The organism is Flavobacterium covae (assembly GCF_001534645.1).
Lineage (GTDB): Bacteria > Bacteroidota > Bacteroidia > Flavobacteriales > Flavobacteriaceae > Flavobacterium > Flavobacterium covae.
The window spans coordinates 1,057,130-1,077,284 of the sequence record NZ_CP013992.1 but is presented as its reverse complement, the minus strand read 5'-3'; the positions used below and the strand labels follow the sequence as shown (position 1 = coordinate 1,077,284).

General features: G+C 29.8%; 17 protein-coding genes and 1 other RNA gene. 10 read left to right on the top strand and 8 right to left on the bottom strand.

Annotation, left to right across the window (positions count from 1 at the left end; translation table 11 throughout):
* Nucleotides 1-106: 106 nt before the first annotated feature.
* The gene (gene kdsA, locus AWN65_RS04705) at nt 107-925 is read left to right on the top strand and encodes a 3-deoxy-8-phosphooctulonate synthase (protein WP_060382106.1); all 819 of its coding nucleotides are present in this window, start codon (nt 107-109) and stop codon (nt 923-925) included.
* Nucleotides 926-1,426: 501 nt separating this feature from the next.
* Here the strand turns inward: kdsA and fsa are convergent.
* The 4 genes from fsa to ffs all read right to left on the bottom strand — a co-directional run bounded on the left by fsa (nt 1,427) and on the right by ffs (nt 4,222).
* Nucleotides 1,427-2,083, bottom strand: coding sequence for a fructose-6-phosphate aldolase (fsa, locus tag AWN65_RS04700; RefSeq protein WP_060382105.1), 657 nt, complete (start codon nt 2,081-2,083; stop codon nt 1,427-1,429).
* A gap of 125 nt (nt 2,084-2,208) precedes the next feature.
* Complete coding sequence (locus tag AWN65_RS04695; RefSeq protein ID WP_060382104.1) at nt 2,209-3,015, bottom strand: SDR family oxidoreductase; 807 nt, start codon at nt 3,013-3,015, stop codon at nt 2,209-2,211.
* Between the two features lie 37 nt (nt 3,016-3,052).
* Nucleotides 3,053-4,045, bottom strand: coding sequence for an enolase C-terminal domain-like protein (locus tag AWN65_RS04690; protein WP_060382103.1), 993 nt, complete (start codon nt 4,043-4,045; stop codon nt 3,053-3,055).
* Nucleotides 4,046-4,123: 78 nt separating this feature from the next.
* Nucleotides 4,124-4,222, bottom strand: an RNA gene (ffs, locus tag AWN65_RS04685) — signal recognition particle sRNA small type.
* 88 nt (nt 4,223-4,310) lie between these two features.
* On the opposite strand from ffs, the gene AWN65_RS04680 reads away from it, so the two are divergent.
* Nucleotides 4,311-5,378, top strand: coding sequence for a glutaminyl-peptide cyclotransferase (locus AWN65_RS04680; RefSeq protein WP_060382102.1), 1,068 nt, complete (start codon nt 4,311-4,313; stop codon nt 5,376-5,378).
* A 71-nt stretch (nt 5,379-5,449) separates the two neighbouring features.
* On the opposite strand, the gene AWN65_RS04675 is transcribed toward AWN65_RS04680, so the two are convergent.
* Complete coding sequence (locus tag AWN65_RS04675; RefSeq protein ID WP_235588345.1) at nt 5,450-7,150, bottom strand: RluA family pseudouridine synthase; 1,701 nt, start codon at nt 7,148-7,150, stop codon at nt 5,450-5,452.
* 121 nt (nt 7,151-7,271) lie between these two features.
* On the opposite strand from AWN65_RS04675, the gene lgt reads away from it, so the two are divergent.
* Complete coding sequence (gene lgt / locus AWN65_RS04670; RefSeq protein ID WP_060382100.1) at nt 7,272-8,189, top strand: prolipoprotein diacylglyceryl transferase; 918 nt, start codon at nt 7,272-7,274, stop codon at nt 8,187-8,189.
* A 281-nt stretch (nt 8,190-8,470) separates the two neighbouring features.
* Nucleotides 8,471-9,814 carry an adenylosuccinate lyase gene (gene purB, locus AWN65_RS04665; RefSeq protein WP_060382099.1) on the top strand — a complete coding sequence of 448 codons (1,344 nt, stop codon included), beginning with the start codon at nt 8,471-8,473 and terminating at the stop codon, nt 9,812-9,814.
* 219 nt (nt 9,815-10,033) lie between these two features.
* Here purB and AWN65_RS04660 read toward each other — a convergent pair whose 3' ends face one another.
* A complete protein-coding gene (locus AWN65_RS04660) occupies nt 10,034-10,477 on the bottom strand; it encodes a DUF4268 domain-containing protein (RefSeq protein ID WP_060383824.1) in 444 nt (147 codons plus the stop codon).
* 102 nt (nt 10,478-10,579) lie between these two features.
* Here AWN65_RS04660 and AWN65_RS04655 point away from each other — a divergent pair, with 102 nt between their 5' ends.
* Together AWN65_RS04655 and AWN65_RS04650 are read left to right on the top strand one after the other, a co-directional pair.
* Nucleotides 10,580-11,218: an NUDIX hydrolase gene (locus AWN65_RS04655; RefSeq protein ID WP_060382098.1), complete on the top strand. Its 639-nt coding sequence runs from the start codon at nt 10,580-10,582 to the stop codon at nt 11,216-11,218.
* 39 nt (nt 11,219-11,257) lie between these two features.
* Nucleotides 11,258-12,076 carry a lysophospholipid acyltransferase family protein gene (locus AWN65_RS04650; RefSeq protein ID WP_060382097.1) on the top strand — a complete coding sequence of 273 codons (819 nt, stop codon included), beginning with the start codon at nt 11,258-11,260 and terminating at the stop codon, nt 12,074-12,076.
* Nucleotides 12,077-12,830: 754 nt separating this feature from the next.
* Here AWN65_RS04650 and AWN65_RS04645 read toward each other — a convergent pair.
* Entirely contained in the window at nt 12,831-14,732 is a 1,902-nt protein-coding gene (locus AWN65_RS04645; protein ID WP_060382096.1) for an SPFH domain-containing protein, read from the bottom strand.
* A gap of 500 nt (nt 14,733-15,232) precedes the next feature.
* Between AWN65_RS04645 and AWN65_RS04640 the strand changes: the two genes are divergently transcribed.
* Genes AWN65_RS04640 through AWN65_RS04630 form a run of 3 tightly spaced genes read left to right on the top strand, consistent with a single transcriptional unit; the run spans nt 15,233 to nt 16,901 of the window.
* Nucleotides 15,233-15,685, top strand: a complete 453-nt coding sequence (locus tag AWN65_RS04640) for a MarR family winged helix-turn-helix transcriptional regulator (RefSeq protein WP_060382095.1) — start codon at nt 15,233-15,235, stop codon at nt 15,683-15,685.
* Nucleotides 15,686-15,688: 3 nt separating this feature from the next.
* Nucleotides 15,689-16,321 (top strand): NAD(P)H-dependent oxidoreductase, encoded by a 633-nt coding sequence (locus tag AWN65_RS04635; RefSeq protein WP_060382094.1) that lies wholly within the window; start codon nt 15,689-15,691, stop codon nt 16,319-16,321.
* Between the two features lie 13 nt (nt 16,322-16,334).
* Nucleotides 16,335-16,901 carry a YceI family protein gene (locus tag AWN65_RS04630; RefSeq protein ID WP_060382093.1) on the top strand — a complete coding sequence of 189 codons (567 nt, stop codon included), beginning with the start codon at nt 16,335-16,337 and terminating at the stop codon, nt 16,899-16,901.
* Nucleotides 16,902-17,056: 155 nt separating this feature from the next.
* On the opposite strand, the gene hutH is transcribed toward AWN65_RS04630, so the two are convergent.
* A complete protein-coding gene (gene hutH / locus AWN65_RS04625) occupies nt 17,057-18,559 on the bottom strand; it encodes a histidine ammonia-lyase (protein ID WP_060383823.1) in 1,503 nt (500 codons plus the stop codon).
* 497 nt (nt 18,560-19,056) lie between these two features.
* Here hutH and gcvT point away from each other — a divergent pair, with 497 nt between their 5' ends.
* Nucleotides 19,057-20,139: a glycine cleavage system aminomethyltransferase GcvT gene (gene gcvT / locus AWN65_RS04620; RefSeq protein WP_060382092.1), complete on the top strand. Its 1,083-nt coding sequence runs from the start codon at nt 19,057-19,059 to the stop codon at nt 20,137-20,139.
* Nucleotides 20,140-20,155: the final 16 nt, after the last annotated feature.

Sequence of the window (20,155 nt, the reverse complement as noted above, 5' to 3'; positions counted from 1 at the left end):
AAAAATTCCAAAATAATATGAAATCCGTATTGTTTAGAAGATGATTTTCGATTGAAGTACTGCTACACTCATATATATAAATTATATTTGCAAAAATTAATCTAAAATGAATCTAGAAAATATTCCTAATATCAAACATTTAGATAGCAACAATTTTTTTGTTCTTTCTGGACCTTGTGCCATAGAAGGTGAAGAAATGGCCATGAAAATAGCTGAACGTTTAGTAAAAATTACAGATGATCTAAAAATTCCTTATGTATTTAAAGGTTCATTTAAAAAAGCTAATCGCTCTCGCGTAGACAGTTTTACAGGTATTGGAGATGAAAAAGCCCTGAAAATTTTACAAAAAGTAAGTAAGGAGTTCAATATTCCTACCATTACTGATATTCATACTAACGAAGATGCTGCAATGGCAGCCGAATTTGTTGATATTTTACAAATACCTGCTTTCTTAGTACGCCAAACAGATTTAGTTGTAGCTGCTGCACAAACAAAAAAAACAGTCAATTTAAAAAAGGGACAATTCATGAGTCCTGAAAGTATGAAACATGCTGTTCAAAAAGTATTAGACTCTAATAATGAAAACGTAATGGTTACAGATAGAGGAACTATGTTTGGATATCAAGACATGATTGTTGATTTCAGAGGAATTCCTACTATGCGTCAAATGGCTACTACCGTATTAGATATAACTCATTCATTACAACAACCTAATCAATTAGTAGGTGTAACAGGTGGTAGACCTGATATGATTGAAACCATTGCAAAGGCAGGAATAGCAGTAGGTGTAGATGGTATATTTATAGAAACACATTTTGATCCTGCTAATGCTAAAAGTGATGGAGCTAATATGTTACATTTAGATTATTTTGAAAATCTAATGAAAAAATTAGTTGCAATTAGACAAACAATTAATCAATTTTAATTAGTTTTTTTCTTATTCTAAAATTTTTTTATTCTTAAAATAAATTATTTTAAGAGATAAATCAAAAATTCAACTTATTTAATACAATACATACCTGTTTTTGAACAAAAATAGTCAAAAACAGGTTTTTATATAAAAAATAATTCAGTATAAAAAAGTCTTATTGAAAACTAATACCATTTAAACTTAAAATATACTGAATTAAGAAATAAAGCTCTCGATACGTTTTTTTTCATTTTAAAAACAACTCGAACAGACCATTGAGTATATAATTGAAATCATCGTTAGTTCGAGCGCGAAGCGCATCGGGAACCAGTACTAATTTTTATTGCTTTTGTAGATGTACTATTTTTAAAAAGAAAATTCAAAATTTAAATGGTATAATATTTTTATTTGATTCCGTCTGATAAGATTTACTAATTATTAAAAAAAAACACTTACCATAAAGATTGGTAAGTGTTTTTTTTTAATATATTCTTTTTGTGTATCTAAAATCAGAAATTATTTATTTCCTTTTTCATAATCTGCAATAAATTGTGCAATTCCAATATCTGTTAAAGGATGTTTAAGCAAACCAGTAATAGCAGATAAAGGACCTGTCATAACATCTGCTCCTATTTTAGCACAGTTTACAATGTGCATTGTGTGACGAACAGAAGCTGCTAAAATTTGAGTTTCAAAAGCATAGTTATCATAAATATCACGAATTTCTGCTATTAAATTTAAACCATCTGTAGACACATCGTCTAAACGTCCTAAAAAAGGAGAAACATAAGTTGCCCCTGCTTTTGCAGCTAATAATGCTTGTCCTGCAGAAAACACTAAAGTTACATTTGTTTTGATTCCTCTATCTGAAAAATATTTACAAGCTTTTATACCTTCTTTTGTCATAGGTAGCTTAACAACAATCTGCTCGTGTAATTCAGCCAACTCTTCGCCTTCTTTTATCATTCCTTCAAAATCCATTGCATTTACCTCTGCACTTACGTCTCCTTCTACGATAGCACAAATATCAACATAATGTTTTAAGATATTATTTTTACCCGTAATACCTTCTTTTGCCATTAAAGAAGGGTTTGTGGTTACCCCATCTAAGATTCCTAATGCTTGCGCTTCTCTAATTTGATCTAAATTGGCTGTGTCAATAAAAAATTTCATCTTCTTTTTTTAATATTAAATTATAGCTGTGTATAAAGCAAAATTACGAATTCAATTTCAATATCAATAGTAATTATCCTAAACAATTCTGTCAAAAAAATAATTATGATTTAAATATTGACGAATTAAAGTTTATAGTGATTCATTAGCATTTTTTCGTACATTCTATCAGGTAATATCCTTTTTAGTACAATAGACATTTTTTGCATAAAAGCACCTACTTTGTAATGTACTTTAGGTTTAGAAGTATGAATAATTTTTAATACAGCTTTCGCCATTTCTATAGGATCATGACCATTGTCTACATGTATATTCATTTCGCTAAGAGTGTTTCCGTATACTTTTTCATAAGCGGATCCTTTGATTACGGGAGCATGATAACGTCCTGCTGCTATATTAGTAGCAAAATCACCAGGAGCAATATTTGTAATTTCTATACCGAATTGTTTTGTTTCCATACGTAAAGCTTCTGTAACCAAACCTAAAGCTCCTTTAGACGCGGAATAAACCCCTCTATAAGGCAATCCCATATAGCCCGCTATAGATGTTATATTTATAATTAGACCTGATTTTTGTGAGCGCATTTGAGGTAAAACTGCTTTTATAACTTCAATAGGTCCAAATAAATTTGTTTCAAAATGAATACGCATTTCTTCTGTAGGAATTTCTTCTATAGGACCTGTAATTCCAACGCCTGCATTATTAATTAATACATCTATCCTACCTGATTTAGCAATAATTTCTTCTACCGCTTTTTTTATTGTATCAACATTTCTAACATCTAATGCTATTAATTGAATTTTAGATTTCTCTACTCTTACTGGATTTCTGCTCGTTCCATACACAATATATCCTTTATCTTGTAAAAGTTCTCCTATTGCCTTTCCTATTCCTGAAGATGCCCCTGTAATTACTACTACTTTTTTATCCATTTTTTTATTTATGAAAAAACTGATTTTATTCTTTTTTTTATTTAACTGATATTCCTAATCCTGGCGCTTCATTTAAAATAATTTTACCTCCTATTACTTCTGACCCATAGGCAATATCTGACGCTAGTAAATTAGCCCCATCTAAATCTACATAATCTACTAAAGGAGCCAATACTGCACCTGCTGAAATACCAATGGTAGATTCAGTCATACATCCTATCATAATTTTATATTTTAATTTTCTAGCCTCATAAATAATTTTTAAAGCAGGTGTTAATCCCCCACATTTAACTAATTTTATATTTATACTTCCGTAATGATCTGCTAATTCGTCTAACTGTAAGCTATTCTGAAAATCTTCATCTGCCATCCAGTTGGCATAACTAGATTTATTTAGGTTCTTATATTCTCCAACCTTCATAGGTTGTTCTAAATAAATAAATTTTGAAACAAATTCTTGTGCTTCTAACCATTTACAATCTTCTTTTGTAAAACTAGCATTAGAATCAATAGCTATATCCTTTTGTAACTGAGATAACATATAAAGAGAATCTTTTTGCAATCCTTTGCATTTTACTTTACATTTTCTCCAAGTCAATGACTCTATTTTTTCCTTTTGTTTTTCCAAGCTATCTACACTAATTGTAATAGATGATTCAGGTATAATTTTATTATCTATTTTATTTAATTCTATAAAATGTTTTCTCTCAAGTTTCCCATACAAATCCCAATAAGCACAGTCTAAAGCCGAAGAAATAAAAGAAGAAAGTTTTTTTTGAGAAATTAATTTATAGAACTCGAAAGGGTGCTTTATTTTTTGATTTTCAATCCATTTTTTGATTGAGTTTAGTTCAACTATTAAATTTTCTATTTTAATATTGTAATAATCTATTTCCGTGCATTCTCCATAACCTATGGTTCCTGATTTTTTTAAAACTACAATCAAAGCATTTCTAAAAGAATAATTTCCATAAGCTATAGAAAAAGTTTCTTTTAATGGTAATTTAACCTTTTGCCAAGTTAGTTCCATGGAATAAAATTTCGTCTAAAATAAAAAATCCCGAATAAATCGGGATCATATAGTTGTAAACATTTTTTTTTTCGTCAAAAAAGGCAAGCGACCTACATCGCACCGCTACAACCGCTTACCTTTGCTGCGTTCCCACCCTGGAGGAGTTTGCAGGAGCTGGTCGTGTAGGACTTGCCGGTGCAAATATACAACCTTTTTATATTTTTGCAAGCCTTTTGATAAACAAAATTCCTTTTGTATATTGTGAATGAAAAAAAAATGAAAAATGAAAAATTATAACTTACTAACTTTCATATCATTACTTGTAATAGGAAGCAGTTGCGAAGGTGATAAAAAAAATTTATTTTCTATAGACGAGACGCAATTTAAAGCCTTTTATCACTCAGGTGATGAAATTTCTATTACAGTAACAAACAAAAATGAGAAAAACATCGACTCTATTTCTTTTTTTAATAATGAAAAAAGAATTGGTTCTATAAAAGGAAATAATAACTTTATATATACTCTCAATGAAATAAAACTAGGTTATCAGAACCTAAAAGCCATGGTATATTACGAAGGCGATGTACAAGAATTAGCAGCAAGAGTAGAATTAGTTGCTAAAGAAGAACCCAAACTTTTAAAATATCAGCTAGTAGCTACTTATCCTCATGATTTAAAAGCATATACTCAAGGATTAGAGTTTTATCAAGGCTTTTTATATGAAGGAACAGGTAACGGATCAGGAGTTTCTACGGGACAAAAAGGTATTTCTAGCCTTCGAAAAACAAATTATAAAACAGGTGCGGTAATTCAAAAAATAGAACTCCCTGAATCTGTTTTTGGTGAAGGTATTACTTTTTTAAATAACAAAATTTACCAATTGACTTGGCTAAATAATGAAGGTTATGTATATGATGCTCGTACTTTTAAAAAAGAAAAAACTTTTAAGTATTTCAAAAAAATGGAAGGATGGGGATTAACTACAAATGGTAAAAATCTTTTTATGACTGATAGCTCTGAAAGAATTAGCATTATAAATCCTGAAAATTTCAAGGAAATAGACCACATTAATGTTTATACAAATAGCACAAAAGTGCCTGCTATCAATGAATTAGAATGGGTAAATGATAAAATATATGCCAATATTTATCAAAAAGACGCTATTGTTATTATCAATCCTACTTCAGGTGCTGTTGAGTCAGTAATTGACTTGGGTGAATTAAAAAATAAAGTAACACAACATCCTGATTTAGACGTTTTAAATGGTATCGCCTATAATCCTAGTAGCAAAACTTTGTTTGTAACGGGTAAAAATTGGGATAAAATGTTTGAAATAAAAATTATAGAATAAAAATTTTGACTCGTTTTACAAACGAATTTTAATCGTTTTTTTATTCCCTCGCACTAAAATAAAAGCATAAACTAAAAATTAGCTTTTACTTCTATAGTCAAGCTCTGATGAGTTATTGGATGTACAAAGGTTATAGATTTAGCATGTAAATGCAATCGTTCAACCTTTGTACCATATAGATCATCACCTGCAATAGGAGTATTTAATCCTAGAGAATGTGAAGCATGTACTCTTAGCTGATGAGTACGTCCTGTTATTGGATAAAAATACACTCTTGTTTTATTATTTTCAACTGAAATTTTTTCCCAAACTGTCTGCGCTGGTTTTCCATATTCGTAACATACCATTTGCCTTGGACGATCCTCTAAATCTACTCGCAATGGTAAATCTATATATCCTTTATCATCCTTTATCAAACCATCTAAAATAGCTTCATAGCACTTTTTTACTGTCCGTTTAATAAATTGACTTTGTAATGCCACGTATATTTCTTCTGTTTTAGCAATTAACATGATACCAGAAGTTGACATATCCAAACGATGTACTACTAAAGGTCCTGTAGCATTTGGATATTTTTTCTTAATTCGTTCATATACTGAATCGGATACTAATTTACCAGGTACTGATAAGAACTCTGCTGGTTTATTAATTGCCAACATATAATTATCTTCATATATAATTTCAATATCTTTTCCTTCCGCAGGATTTTTATAAAATGGGTTGTCTTCCATTTTAATACCTTCTAACATGTGTCCTAATAAAATAGGTTCACATTTACCTTTACATGCAGGATAAAACTGTTTATGTTTACGTATTTCGCTTTTAGGTGATTGTCCCCACCAAAATTCAGCCATACATAAAGGTTTTAATTTATTCTTGAAAGCATAATGCAATAGTTTAGGTGCTGCGCACTCCCCTGCTCCAGCAGGCGGATTATTATTAAAAATTTCTCCTATACTCTTGGTTTCTCCAAATTGGTTTAAAAAAGAATATTCAGCAAATAATCGTTGTTGCGTTTGAGCTGATCGTTTTTTTCTTTGTTCTTTTAATGCTAAAATTTGGTTTTCAAAAACTTGAATCTTTTCTTTTGCTTCTGTTTTTTTGAAATTCCAATATTTTGTCATTTTTTTTAGTAAAATAGCTTCGTTTTTACTTTGTTCACTCAATTGTATAAAATAAGGTTCTTGCTGCTCTTTAGTCATACTCAAGAAAGCTTTATTCCGTAAATCTTCGCGGATTTTTTTCTGTTCTTTTATACGTTCTTTTTGACTTTGAATATCCTTCTCAGCTTCTGCATTTACTTTTTCTAAAAAAGACAATGAGGCTAAATATTCAAGATTTGTTTCTGCTAAATTAATATGTTTATTTAATTGATTAATCTGGGCTTCTTCTTCTTTATAAAAACTAGAAGAATCTAGCATATCATATACTGTGGGCACAAAATAATTAAGTTGATTTTGTTCTGCCAATTTACCTGAAAATGCCCATAAATACCCCATTTTTCCTTCTAAATCCTGACATACTAAAACACCAAACATTTTACCTATAATAAGCCCTTCTTGTCCTTGTTTTAAACCAAAATTATGTTCAAAATCATTTTGATTTTCTAAATATGCCTGTAATTCCTGACTAGCAATTACAGCTAACTCATGCGGTTCATAATAAAACGGAAATGTAAATTTTTTAGGCAACGTAATCCCTGAAATATTACTTTTAAAAGGCTGAAAAAACATTAAATTTTGCATGGGACAAAGATAAAATAAAGGATTCATAAAATCATCAATCCGAAACTATTCTGAGTTATATATTATATTCTATTTAAACTATTTTTATATGTAGATTTGGATTTCTATTTTTATAATTCTACTTTTGGTAGACTTGAAAAAATAACTTATGAATCATTTATTAGCTATTATTTGGAATCCAGTAGATGGTATTTCAATAGGCAATTTTACAATCCGTTTTTATAGTTTAATGTTTGTAATTGCATTTTCTTTAGGAATTGCCATTATGAAAAGAATCTTTATAAGAGAGGGAGAGTCAATTGAAAAATTAGATTCTCTTTTTATCTGGATGGTAGTTTCTGTTTTATTGGGAGCTCGCTTAGGTCATGTTTTCTTTTATGACTGGAGTTATTATAAAAACCATCTAGAAGAAATATTACTTCCTGTACGTTTTAGACCTGAATTTGAATTTACAGGCTTTCAAGGATTAGCAAGTCATGGGGCTGCTATATCTGTAATTGCTTGTATGTATTTTTATTCTAAAAACATCCTCAACAGACCTTTTTTATGGGTATTAGATAGAATCGTAATTCCGGTGGCAAGTGGAGCTATATTTGTCCGACTAGGAAACTTTTTTAATTCAGAAATTGTAGGAAATCAGACTCAATCAATCTTTGGAATAAAATTTGTTCAAGATGCCATTTCTAAAAATGAAGCTATTACTACAACAGGCATTAGCAACTATAGAGAAGCATATAAAGAATTAACCACAAATCCAAAATATGCTTCATTAGTAGATAGTATACCAGCTAAACATCCTTCACAATTATATGAGGCATTTGGTTACATTTTTGTTTTTGTCTTATTATTTTATATGTACTGGAAAACGGATGCTAGAAATAAAGAAGGGTTATTGTTTGGTACTTTCCTTATTACTTTATTCACCATACGAATCATTGTAGAATCAATAAAAGAAAGTCAAGGTGGTTTTGAAAACACATTAGGCATTATGAGTACAGGACAATGGTTGAGCGTTCCTTTTATTATTATAGGTATTTATTTAGTTATCAAAGCCTCTAAAAAATAACATTTTATTTTTCCATAAATAAAAAAATATGAGATTGTCTGAAAAATGTACAATCTTTCATTTTAGGCAAAGGGAGAACTCACACAACATTCATAATGTGAGTTCTCCCTTTTTAGCTAAAGTAACAAAGTAGATATTAAATTTTTCCTTTTCAGACAACCTCCCCCTTTTTTTATTATTTAACATAAAAAAAGATTAAAATCTCTCTTTCTTAATCATATTTTCTAAGTCTAAAAAAAGAATTCTGACTATATTTGCTCTTTTTAAAAACAACACACAAAATGCTATTAACAGAATTAAATGCTATATCACCTATTGATGGTCGTTATAGAAGTAAAACCGTTAGTCTTTCTCCTTATTTTTCAGAAGAAGCTTTAATTAAATACCGTGTTTTAATAGAAGTTGAGTACTTCATTGCTCTCATTGAGACTGGTCTACCACAGCTTAAGGAAATCAACGCTTCTATTTTTCCTGAACTACGAAAAATTTACCAGAATTTTTCTACAGAAGACGCATTATGGATAAAAAATACTGAAAAAACCACTAATCATGATGTAAAAGCTGTTGAATATTTCATAAAAAAGCAATTTGATGAATTAGGTTTAGAAGAATACAAAGAATTTATTCACTTTGGGCTTACCTCACAAGATATTAATAACACAGCAATCCCTCTTTCTACGAAAGATGCTTTTGAAAATATTTATATACCTAGCTTAACCCGTGTTATTGAAAAACTAAAAGAGTTGGCGATAGAATGGAAAGAGGTGCCTATGCTTGCTCGTACACACGGGCAACCTGCATCTCCTACTCGTTTGGGTAAAGAGATTTTTGTTTTTGTTCAACGTTTAGAAGAACAACTCAAATTATTATATAGCATTCCTTTTGCTGCTAAATTTGGAGGTGCTACAGGCAATTACAACGCTCATAAAGTGGCTTATCCTAACCATGACTGGAAGTCTTTTGGAACTCAATTTGTAGAAAAAACGCTTGGATTACACCATTCTTTTCCTACTACACAAATAGAACATTACGATCATTTTGCAGCTTTTTTTGATGCTTTAAAAAGAATTAATACTATTTTTATTGATTTAGATCGAGACATCTGGACGTATGTTTCAATGGAGTATTTTAAACAAAAAATAAAAGCAGGAGAAATTGGATCAAGTGCTATGCCTCATAAAGTAAATCCAATTGATTTTGAAAATTCAGAAGGTAATCTAGGTATTGCTAATGCTCTTTTTGAGCACTTGTCTTCTAAACTACCTATTTCCAGACTACAACGTGATTTAACAGATAGTACCGTTCTTAGAAATATAGGAGTTCCTATGGGACATACCCTCATTGCTTTTGAAGCTACTCTTAAAGGACTTAATAAATTATTACTAAACGAAGAAAAATTTACAGAAGACTTAGAAAAAAATTGGGCTGTAGTGGCAGAGGCTATTCAAACTATCCTTAGAAGAGAAGGTTATCCTAATCCTTATGAAGCTTTAAAAGATCTTACAAGAACTAATACAATTATCAACAAAGATTCTATACATACTTTTATCGATACGCTAAATGTTTCTGATATTATTAAAGTAGAGTTAAAAGCTATAACCCCTAATAATTATTTAGGTATTTAATATTTTTACAAATAAAGAGGCTGTCCAAAACAAAAAATTAAAACTTCATCTGTTACTCTAAGAACAGAAGAAATTTCATAATCAATATAATAGTAATGGATTTTTCCGTTTTACTTCGCTTAAGCTTCCTTTGAAAATAAAACAATGAGATTGTATGTTTCTAGGACACCCTCTTTATCTTTTTCTAAAATTTATTTCTTTTCTTGTTTTTATTACTCTTTAAGTATTAATTTCAAGATCCTTTATATAATCTTCATTTTCATAAAAAAATCGTTCAAAAGCATCCATTTGTTCATAGAAAAAATCAAAAACACGATCCCAAGTTGACTTATTATTAATACTAATACCTGAGAGTTCCACCCAAATACGACTTACTATTTTCCCGTTTTCAAGATAATAATTACGTTCAAAAATGGCCTCTGGTAAGTAATCCTCTAATAAGATAGTTTTTAAAGATTCTATCTTTTCAAAATATATTTTTCTTTTTTCTTCATCTCTAGGTTCTATTTCTAATAAAACTTGCGCTTTTTTATTGTCTATAAAAAACTTAAAACTAACATCTTTTATTTTTGTATTATACAACAGCCATTTTCTAGGGTAGGCTTCTGCAAATTTTGTCCAAAATTCCTTTTTTATTTGTATACTTTCCTCTTTACTATACATAGTTAAAACTTTTAATAATTGTATATCCCAAAAAATAATTTTAAATTTATAAGATTTATGTAGCATCCTTACTACAAATAATCTTGTTAAAACTTGATTTAGATGGAATTTACTAGTTTTTTAAAATATATCCCAAAAATAGCAAAAGAAACACTCCCTGCAATAAAGTCTCATTCTAAAATGATTCCTCCTGAACGTATCAAGCTTTTAGAAGAACTTAATACAGATAGTATCATAGCTAAAAAGGCGGCTGTAATGATGCTCTTTTATCCTAAAGATCATTTTACTTATTTGGCTTTAATTATCCGAAATTCATACCCTGGAGTACATTCTTCTCAAATAGCATTTCCTGGAGGAAAGGTTGAACCTTTTGATAAAGATTTATCTGAAACTGCTCTAAGAGAAACCTATGAAGAAATTGGAATATCTAAAGATAAAATAGAGATCATAAGACCTTTTACAGAAGTATATATTCCACCTAGTAATTTCTTAGTTTCCCCTTTTTTAGGAATTTGTCATGAAGAAATTTTGTTTCAATTAAATCCAGAAGAAGTCGCTGGTATAATAGAACTATCTTTACAAGATTTTTTAGACGATCGCAACATTACTTATGTAAATATGAACACATCTTATGCAACTGAAATTAAAATTCCTGCTTTTGAAATACAGAATCGTATCATTTGGGGCGCAACTGCTATGATGATGAGCGAACTTAAAGATACTATAAAAAAAGTCTTGTAATTTTTTTTTCATACATTTGCCAGCTCCAAATTAAAAAATATGGGACTATTTAAACGAAATCCTTTCGGACATATACTACTTATAAAAAGATGGATCATTATTCTATTTGGAATTTGTACTCATCGTAGATACCGAGGATTTAACCAACTTAACATTGAGGGATCGGAAATCATACGTAATTTACCTAATACGAATGTATTATTTATATCTAATCATCAAACTTATTTTGCTGATGTAGTAGCCATGTTTCATGTTTTTAATGCAAGCCTAAAAGGTCGTGAAAATAATATTAAAAATATTGGTTACTTATGGAAACCTAAGTTAAATCTTTATTATATAGGAGCTAAAGAAACACTTGATGCTAATTTACTTACTAAAATTATGTCTTATGTAGGTGCCATATCTGTTGAAAGAACATGGAGAGCGGGTGGTAAAGATTTAGAAAAACACGAACAAAAACAAGTTAATCTATCTGATTTTAGAAATATTGAAATTGCTTTAAATGATGGTTGGGTAATTACGTTTCCACAAGGTACTACTAAATCCTTTAAACCTGTAAGAAAAGGAACTGCCCATATTATAAAAGAATATAAACCTATTGTTGTACCTATTGTAATAGATGGTTTTAGAAGATCTTTTGATAAAAAGGGACTTATTACTAAGAAAAAAGGTATTTTACAAAGTTTTACAGTTAAAGAACCTCTACAAATAGATTATGATAACGAGTCTATTGAATCTATTGTAGAAAAGATTGAATTTGCAATAGAACAGCATCCTTCTTTTTTAAAGGTCTTATCTGTAGAAGAAATTAGAGAACAGGAAGAACTAAATAAGCTACGAAAATGGCATATTGATTAAAAAAACAGGGTACTAAAAGTAAATTAACTTATTTTAATATTTTTTAGGCACTAAAGTGTGTAAGTTATAATAATGGGGTTTAACTTTTAATTAAAGTTGATCCCTTTTTTTAGTTTTTCAATTAATGATGACTCCATTTTGAGCATCATATCGTACAGGTGGATTTTCTATGATCTCATTTTTTTTAATTCATCCCCTCTCATGTTTTCTAAAAACGATTTGAGTTCTTCTCCTGACAGATTAATAGTTTTATCATTTATCATAAGCTTAATACTTTTTCCTTTTACTGTCAAGTTATTACCTTTGGTAATAATTCCTTGAGATTTTTTTTAAATACCCCATACAGTACTGGCTTTATTGGTTGGAGTTGTTATAAACTGTACTCTATCTATTTTTCGCTCAATAGTTTTTTGTGTATTAAGAATTTGAATTTCTTGAATCCTTTTTCTTGAATCTTTTTTAACTTCTTTACTGACTAATTTCCAATTTAGAAATAGAAATAATAAAACAACTGAATGACGTATATTTTTTTATTCAAAATTGCGCAAACACTAGGTTATCGTAGGTTAAGAGTTAGTTAATCAAAAGTTAATGATAGGTATTTTATAAAAAAGGGTGTCTTAATTTGTAACATTTTCTAATGGCAATTTGGATTTAATTGTTGAAAAAACAAACTACACATTAAAATATTACTTTTCGGACACCCAGTTGTTAGTCATTATTAAACAGTAACAAATAAATGATAAAAAAATCGTTATTCTTTTTTAGAGTCGTTAGATGTGTTCATAAGTTCCATTAATTTCATACCTAATAGACCACTAATACCTCCATCCGTTCCATTTGAACCTGAAATTAGTACTTCAGGAATTACTTTAATATTTCCTTTACCAATTTCTTCTGTAATTTTATATTTAGTAAAATTATCGCCACCCATTGCGGAAACTTGTAATTGATATGATTCTGCTGTTGATTTACCAATAGCCATAATTTTTTCAGCTTCGGCTAGACCTGTTTTTGATATTTTTTCAGCTTCTGCACTTGCATTTAATTTAGTTGCTTCTGCTTGAGCAGCAGCCTTTGCCTTAGTAGCCTCAGCCTCGGCAATAGCTCTCATTTTAGTAGCCTCAGCTTCTGCATTAACATTTAATTTTAAACTAGCAGCATCTCCTTCTGCTTTTTTAACAGTAGCATCCGCTGTACGCTGTGCTATTTCTACGCTTTGAGCTGCTCGAACAATTTCTTTTTGCATATCTGCAATGGCTGTTTCTTTTTCAACTCCTTGACGTTGTTCTTGTGCCATTTTTTGCGTTTGATATGTTTTTTGTTCTTCTTCTGCTATTTTTCTATCCGTTAATGTTTTCATTAATGATTCAGGAGGTATAATATCTCCAATTAAGGTATCAACTGCGTTTACATTATATTCATCTAAAACGGTTTTAATGTGTACTTTTGCTGATTCCTGACGCTCTTTACGTGTACTTAAGAATGATATTACATCACTATCTTGTGCTGAATTACGAAAATAGTTTCCTATTGTTGGTTCTAACACTTGAGAAACTAAATTAGTCATACTACCAAAGCGGGCAATAATTTTAGGTGCTTCATTTGCAGGAACGTGAATAATTTGAGATACATCTAGATTAAACGGGAATCCATCCTTTGAACGAACCGTAATAGTTGATAAATTTTTGTCTAAATCATGTGATTCACTACGTGCATTTGCCCAATTTAAAACCAAATTCGTTGTAGGAACTAATTCTAATTTAGTGGTATATTTATTTAACGCGTACTTACCAGGTCCTAGCGGTTCCATCCATACACCTCTTTGTCCTTTAGAAACAATATTACCGTGTTTAAAAGTTTCTCCTGTTACATCTTGTCCATCTTCTCCTATATAAGAAATCACTACTCCTACATGCCCAATTGGAACATCAGTCATAGGATTTTGTTCTATTTGTATTGCCCAAGGGTTTATATAATAAGAACCTGCTAACATTACTTGCGGTTGCAAACCACGATTTCCACCTTGATCTAAAAAACGATCAAAATTTTGAAAATTATTATGCCCATCAGCAAATTTTCCAGCAATTTGACCATGAGGTATAGGCTCTCCATCAAGTGCTGTTACAATCCCAACCATGTTTTCAAAAATCTTAATTTGGTCTACGATAACGATCTCAAATAAATAGGTATTAATACGATACGATCCACTCGTAATAAAGGCTGTTTGACGACCTTTTTGTCCTCCTCTATCCAAAAAGCCTGTAGCATCTTGATAATTATCACATTCTACTCTGCGTGCTAAAATTCTACCTGTAGGAATTTCTTTTCCATCTTTGCTTAATATTAAACCTATTTTTCCTTCTGGAATAATCGTAAATGCGGTCATATCTACTGAATATTGCCAGATCCACATCCCCCAATACAATCCTGGAGCCAATGTTTGTGCCTGAAAACCAGCTTCTCCCTTTGTTGCTATAATTCTACCATCTGGCAACGATTTATCTGTCCCAAACAATACAAATTTTTTGGTTACTAAACCTATTTTGTCCTCAGGTACGATGACCATTCCAAAAAAAACTCTTAAAACAAATTTGTAAAATACAACAGTTAATACCAATGGTAATAACCACCATAATGAAATAATTGATGTCATAATAAAACAATTAATTAGTTTGAATAAAATATTTCTAATAAAATTTAACCAAATGAAATAGGGGTTTATTTTTCGATTTATTACAAATAGGAATTCTTACTGCAGTAAAATTTAGAATTCTATTTTTAATTTAGTAACACCTTAGTGCCATTCTTACATTGATTAAATTTAAATACCTTAATTATACGTTTGTTGACAAAAAAAGTTACACAAAATTGCAAAAACATTTTATATAAAAACAAATATCGAAATGACTCTCTAAAAAATAGTCATTTAAAATCTAGTTTATCTCTTCAACAACAAAAGCAATCACATTATCAATGTTATATAATTTTCTTCATCTATTCATTTCATTTGAGCTTACTTTTAATAAAAATAAAAAGATAGCTTTTAGAATTTCTTTTTATTATTACATAAAATAAATTAACATTTTTTTACCAAACATTTGTATATACAAATGTTTATTTTTTTTACATTTGCTGTATCAAATTTCTATAGAAATGAAAATAGAAGAAGAAATTAAAAGTACAGTTACCTTATCGCTAGCAAAAAGGGTACTTCTAAATCTTACGTTCACACGAAATGTTGTTGGAGATAAATTTTTAGAAATATTAAAACCTCATGACTTATCAAGTGAACAATATAATGTATTAAGAATTTTAAGAGGACAAAAAGGCAAACCTGTTAATATGGCATGTATACAAGAACGTATGTTGGCCAAAACTAGTAACACTACCCGATTGGTTGACAAATTATTAATAAAAGAACTAGTCGTTCGAAAAGTTTGTCCTGAGAACAAAAGAAAAATGGAAATTACAATTACAGAAAGAGGATTAGAAGTATTAGAGACCTTGGATCCTTTAGTATTAGCACACGAAAATGAGTTTGCTAATAAGTTAACACCTGCTGAATTAGAAATTTTCAATGAATTATTAGAAAAATACAGAAGTTAAATAATGAGTAAATTTATTGAATACCAAAATTGGCGATATGCCACCAAAAAATTCGATTCTTCTAAAAAAGTTAGTGAATCGGATCTAAATATACTAAAAGAAGCTATTCGATTAAGTACTTCTTCTTATGGGCTTCAACCCTATAAAGTACTAATTATTGATAATCCAGAGATTCGTGAACGATTAAAACCTGCTTCTTGGAATCAGTCCCAAATAACAGATGCTTCTCATCTATTTGTTTTTGCAAACTATAGTCATTTAGATGAAACTACTATTGATGATTTTATAAAAAGAGTGAGTTTTGTTAGAGAAGTACCACAAGAACATTTAACTGGTTATAGTGCATTTATGAAAAGTAAAATTTTAGAACTAAGCACTAAAGAACAAAATATATGGACTTCTAAACAAACTTATTTAGCACTTGGTAATTTGTTAAATGCTGCTGCTGAACTAAAAATAGATGTAACTCCTATGGAAGGTTTTGAAGCCGAAAAGTACAATGAAATACTAAATCTAAATTCTCAAAATTTAAATGCCTCTTTAGTAGCTACTATAGGTTATAGACATGAGGAAGATCTTACTCAACATGATAAAAAAGTAAGAAAATCAAACGAAGAATTATTTATTAATATCTAACACTACATAAAAAATGAAAATTTTAAAATCTTTTGCTTTAGCAATACTCGTAACTTTAGGGGGCTTAACTGCCACTGCTCAAACTTCAAAAAAAGTAGACGCATCAAAAAGTAAAGTTTTATGGTTGGCAAAAAAATTTGGTGGTCAACACGATGGAGATATAAAACTAAAAGAAGGTCAATTAATTTTTAATGGAAAAGAATTAAAAGGCGGAAATTTTACAGTAGATATGACTACTATTAATACTTTGGATTTACAAGGTGAATGGAAAAACAAATTAGATGTACATCTTAAAGATGGTGACTTTTTTGCTGTAGATAAATTTCCTACCTCAACTTTAGTATTCAAAAAAATTGGTAAAAAGTCCACAAACACTTATAGTATAGAAGCTGATTTAACTATAAAAGGAATTACAAATCCTATAAAATTTGATCTAGTAACTAATAAAAATGTTGCAAATGCTACCCTAATGGTAGACCGAACTAAATACGATGTAAAATATGCTTCTAAAAACTTTGGTGCCCTAGCAGACAAAGCTATTGATGATGAATTTGAATTAAAAGTTCAATTAAAATACTAAATAAATTTTTAAATCCTAATAAAAGAGGCTATCTGAAAAAAACTCAACATATAATCTGTCATTTAACTAAAGGGAGAAATCATATTATCAACACTATGTAATTCCCCCTTTAGTCAAAATAACAAGATTTTGAACTTTTCGGATAGCTTTTTAAATTATTCTAAATCTTCTACATAAAAACTAGATAAGAAAGCAATTGATTTTTCTATATCATAATGTAAAATTCGATCTTCTTTTACAAGAGGAACTTCTTCTCTATATAACTTTAAGAAACTTTCTAAAAACGTACTAGATTGTAATGGTCGTCTAAATTCAATAGCTTGTGAAGCATTCATTAATTCAATAGCTAAAATACGTTCTAGATTTTCCATTATTTTCAAACACTTCGTTGCGGCATTAGCTCCCATAGAAACATGATCTTCTTGCCCATTACTAGAAACAATACTATCTGTACTGGCTGGTGTTGTTAGTTGTTTGTTTTGACTTACAATACTAGCAGCTGTATACTGTGGAATCATAAATCCAGAGTTCAATCCTGGATCACTTACTAAAAATGCTGGTAATTCACGTAAACCTGAAATTAATTGATAAGTTCTTCTTTCTGAAATATTTCCTAATTCAGCTAATGCCATACCTAGAAAATCTAAGGTTAACGCCAGAGGTTGCCCATGAAAATTTCCTCCTGAGATAATTAAATCTTCTTCTGCAAAAATATTCGGGTTATCAGTAACTGAATTGATTTCTGTTTTGAAAACTTTTTTTACATAATCAATTGTATCCTTTGACGCTCCGTGTACCTGTGGAATACAACGAAAAGAATAAGGATCTTGTACGTGTTTTTTGGGTTGTTTAATAATTTGACTTCCATCTAGCAACTCTTGAAAACGTTGTGCGGTTACAATTTGTCCTTTATGTGGACGAACCATGTGAATTAAATCATTAAATGGCTCAATTCTACCATCAAAAGCTTCTAATGAAACAGCTCCTATCACATCAGCTAAATAACTATATTTCAACGCTTTTAGCAAGACATAACTTCCGTAAGCGCTCATGAATTGTGTACCATTTAATAATGCTAGTCCTTCTTTAGATTGCAGGATAATAGGTTGCCAATTCATTTTTTCAAGTACTTTCATAGCTGGTTGACGAAATCCATCTAAATATACTTCTCCTTCTCCTATTAATGGTAAACATAAATGCGCCAATGGTGCTAAATCACCAGAGGCTCCTAATGATCCTTGTGTATACACTACAGGAAAAACATCATTATTATAAAAATCTATCAAACGCTCTACTGTTGCTAGTTGTACACCTGAATGTCCATAACTTAAAGATTTTACTTTCAACAACAACATAATTTTCACAATCTCTTGTGGTACTTCATCTCCTGTTCCACAAGCGTGTGATTTCATTAAATTTTCTTGAAGTTTTGATAAATTTTCATTTGAAATTTTCACATCACATAACGAACCGAAGCCAGTGTTTATACCATAAATGGGGTCTTTGTGTTCCACCATTTTCTTATCTAAATATTCACGACATTTTACAATGTTTAAGCGTGCTTCTTCTGATAATGCTAATTTTTGATTTTGTGAAATAATTTCTTGTAACGTTTCTAATGAAAATATATCAGAAGAAATATAATGAGTAGTATCCATCTTTATTCTAAAATTTGTTGCCCAAAATTCCATAAAAAAGATCAGAAATCAAAAAGAAGTTTTAGTATTTCAAATAAAAATTTACACACTAACTGAAGTTAAGTATGTAGTTTTTTCATTTTTAAAACAACTCGAACAAAAGGTTTAGTATATAATTGAAATCATCGTCAGTTCGAGAGCGAAACGCATCGAGAACCAACACTAATTTTTATTGTTTTTGTAGAATGTGTCTAAATCAACATACAGTTTGTTAATCCTGCGTAAGGAGGAGTCTCATAATCAATATTATGTAATTTCTCTCTTTGGTCAATGACAAGATTCCGAACTTTTTGGACAATCTCAAGGTTTAAAAAATAGTATTATGAGGAAATTTCAAAGTTTAAATGGTATAGTATAATAAAATAAAACAATTTTCATTTGATTTCAAAGAATAATAACACGAAACTTCTATTTAAAAATATTAATTTTGCAATCAATTTTTTACAAACTACTTTAAAATGAAAAACACAGCATTAACTCATATTCACGAGAATTTAGGAGCTAAAATGGTTCCTTTTGCAGGATTTAATATGCCTGTACAATACGAAGGTGTAAATATAGAACACGAAACGGTTCGTAACGGTGTAGGTGTTTTTGACGTTTCTCACATGGGTGAGTTTATGCTCAAAGGTGAAAATGCTTTGGCATTAATCCAAAAAGTAACTTCAAATGATGCTTCAAAATTAGTTAATGGTAAAGCACAATATTCTTGTCTTCCAAACAATGAAGGAGGTATTGTAGATGATTTAATTGTATATAAAATTGCTGATGATCATTATATGTTAGTCGTAAATGCTTCTAATATTGAAAAAGATTGGAACTGGATTTCATCTCATAATGATTTAGGTGTTACAATGGAAAATCATTCAGATGCTTACTCCTTATTAGCTATTCAAGGACCTAAAGCAGCTGAAGCTATGCAACGTCTAACTTCAATTGATTTAGTAAATATGGGTTATTACACTTTTCAAATAGGCGAATTTGCGGGTGTACATAATGTAATTGTATCTGCTACTGGTTATACAGGTTCTGGAGGATTTGAAATTTATTTTAAAAACGAAGATGCTGAAACTATTTGGAATAAAGTTTTTGAGGCAGGGGCTTCTTTTGAAATTAAACCTATTGGATTAGCTGCACGCGATACCTTACGTTTAGAAATGGGCTTTTGTTTATACGGAAATGATATTAATGATACAACATCTCCTCTTGAAGCAGGTTTAGGATGGATTACAAAATTTGATAAAGATTTTACAAATTCTTCAAATTTGAAAAAGCAAAAAGAAGAAGGAGTTACTCGTAAATTAGTTGGTTTTGAATTATTAGAAAGAGGTATTCCTCGTCATGATTACGAAATTGTAGATGCTAATGGAAATATTATAGGTATTGTAACATCGGGTACACAATCTCCCTCATTAAACAAAGGAATTGGTATGGGATATGTACCAACAACTTTATCTACTCCTGACTCTGAAATTTTTATCAGAATTAGAAATAAAGACATTGCTGCAAAAGTGGTTAAATTACCTTTTTATAAAAAATAATTCCCTCTTTTACCTT

Excerpts from the sequence above, each read along its gene's own strand:
- fsa (WP_060382105.1), bottom strand. The coding sequence starts at position 2,083 with ATGAAATTTTTTATTGACACAGCCAATTTAGATCAAATTAGAGAAGCG.
- AWN65_RS04645 (WP_060382096.1), bottom strand. The coding sequence starts at position 14,732 with ATGACATCAATTATTTCATTATGGTGGTTATTACCATTGGTATTAACT.
- AWN65_RS04695 (WP_060382104.1), bottom strand. The coding sequence starts at position 3,015 with ATGGATAAAAAAGTAGTAGTAATTACAGGGGCATCTTCAGGAATAGGA.
- AWN65_RS04635 (WP_060382094.1), top strand. The coding sequence starts at position 15,689 with ATGAGTAAATTTATTGAATACCAAAATTGGCGATATGCCACCAAAAAA.
- AWN65_RS04650 (WP_060382097.1), top strand. The coding sequence starts at position 11,258 with ATGGGACTATTTAAACGAAATCCTTTCGGACATATACTACTTATAAAA.
- purB (WP_060382099.1), top strand. The coding sequence starts at position 8,471 with ATGCTATTAACAGAATTAAATGCTATATCACCTATTGATGGTCGTTAT.
- AWN65_RS04640 (WP_060382095.1), top strand. The coding sequence starts at position 15,233 with ATGAAAATAGAAGAAGAAATTAAAAGTACAGTTACCTTATCGCTAGCA.
- gcvT (WP_060382092.1), top strand. The coding sequence starts at position 19,057 with ATGAAAAACACAGCATTAACTCATATTCACGAGAATTTAGGAGCTAAA.
- kdsA (WP_060382106.1), top strand. The coding sequence starts at position 107 with ATGAATCTAGAAAATATTCCTAATATCAAACATTTAGATAGCAACAAT.
- lgt (WP_060382100.1), top strand. The coding sequence starts at position 7,272 with ATGAATCATTTATTAGCTATTATTTGGAATCCAGTAGATGGTATTTCA.
- hutH (WP_060383823.1), bottom strand. The coding sequence starts at position 18,559 with ATGGATACTACTCATTATATTTCTTCTGATATATTTTCATTAGAAACG.
- AWN65_RS04630 (WP_060382093.1), top strand. The coding sequence starts at position 16,335 with ATGAAAATTTTAAAATCTTTTGCTTTAGCAATACTCGTAACTTTAGGG.
- AWN65_RS04675 (WP_235588345.1), bottom strand. The coding sequence starts at position 7,150 with ATGAATCCTTTATTTTATCTTTGTCCCATGCAAAATTTAATGTTTTTT.
- AWN65_RS04690 (WP_060382103.1), bottom strand. The coding sequence starts at position 4,045 with ATGGAACTAACTTGGCAAAAGGTTAAATTACCATTAAAAGAAACTTTT.
- AWN65_RS04660 (WP_060383824.1), bottom strand. The coding sequence starts at position 10,477 with ATGTATAGTAAAGAGGAAAGTATACAAATAAAAAAGGAATTTTGGACA.
- AWN65_RS04655 (WP_060382098.1), top strand. The coding sequence starts at position 10,580 with ATGGAATTTACTAGTTTTTTAAAATATATCCCAAAAATAGCAAAAGAA.
- AWN65_RS04680 (WP_060382102.1), top strand. The coding sequence starts at position 4,311 with ATGAAAAATTATAACTTACTAACTTTCATATCATTACTTGTAATAGGA.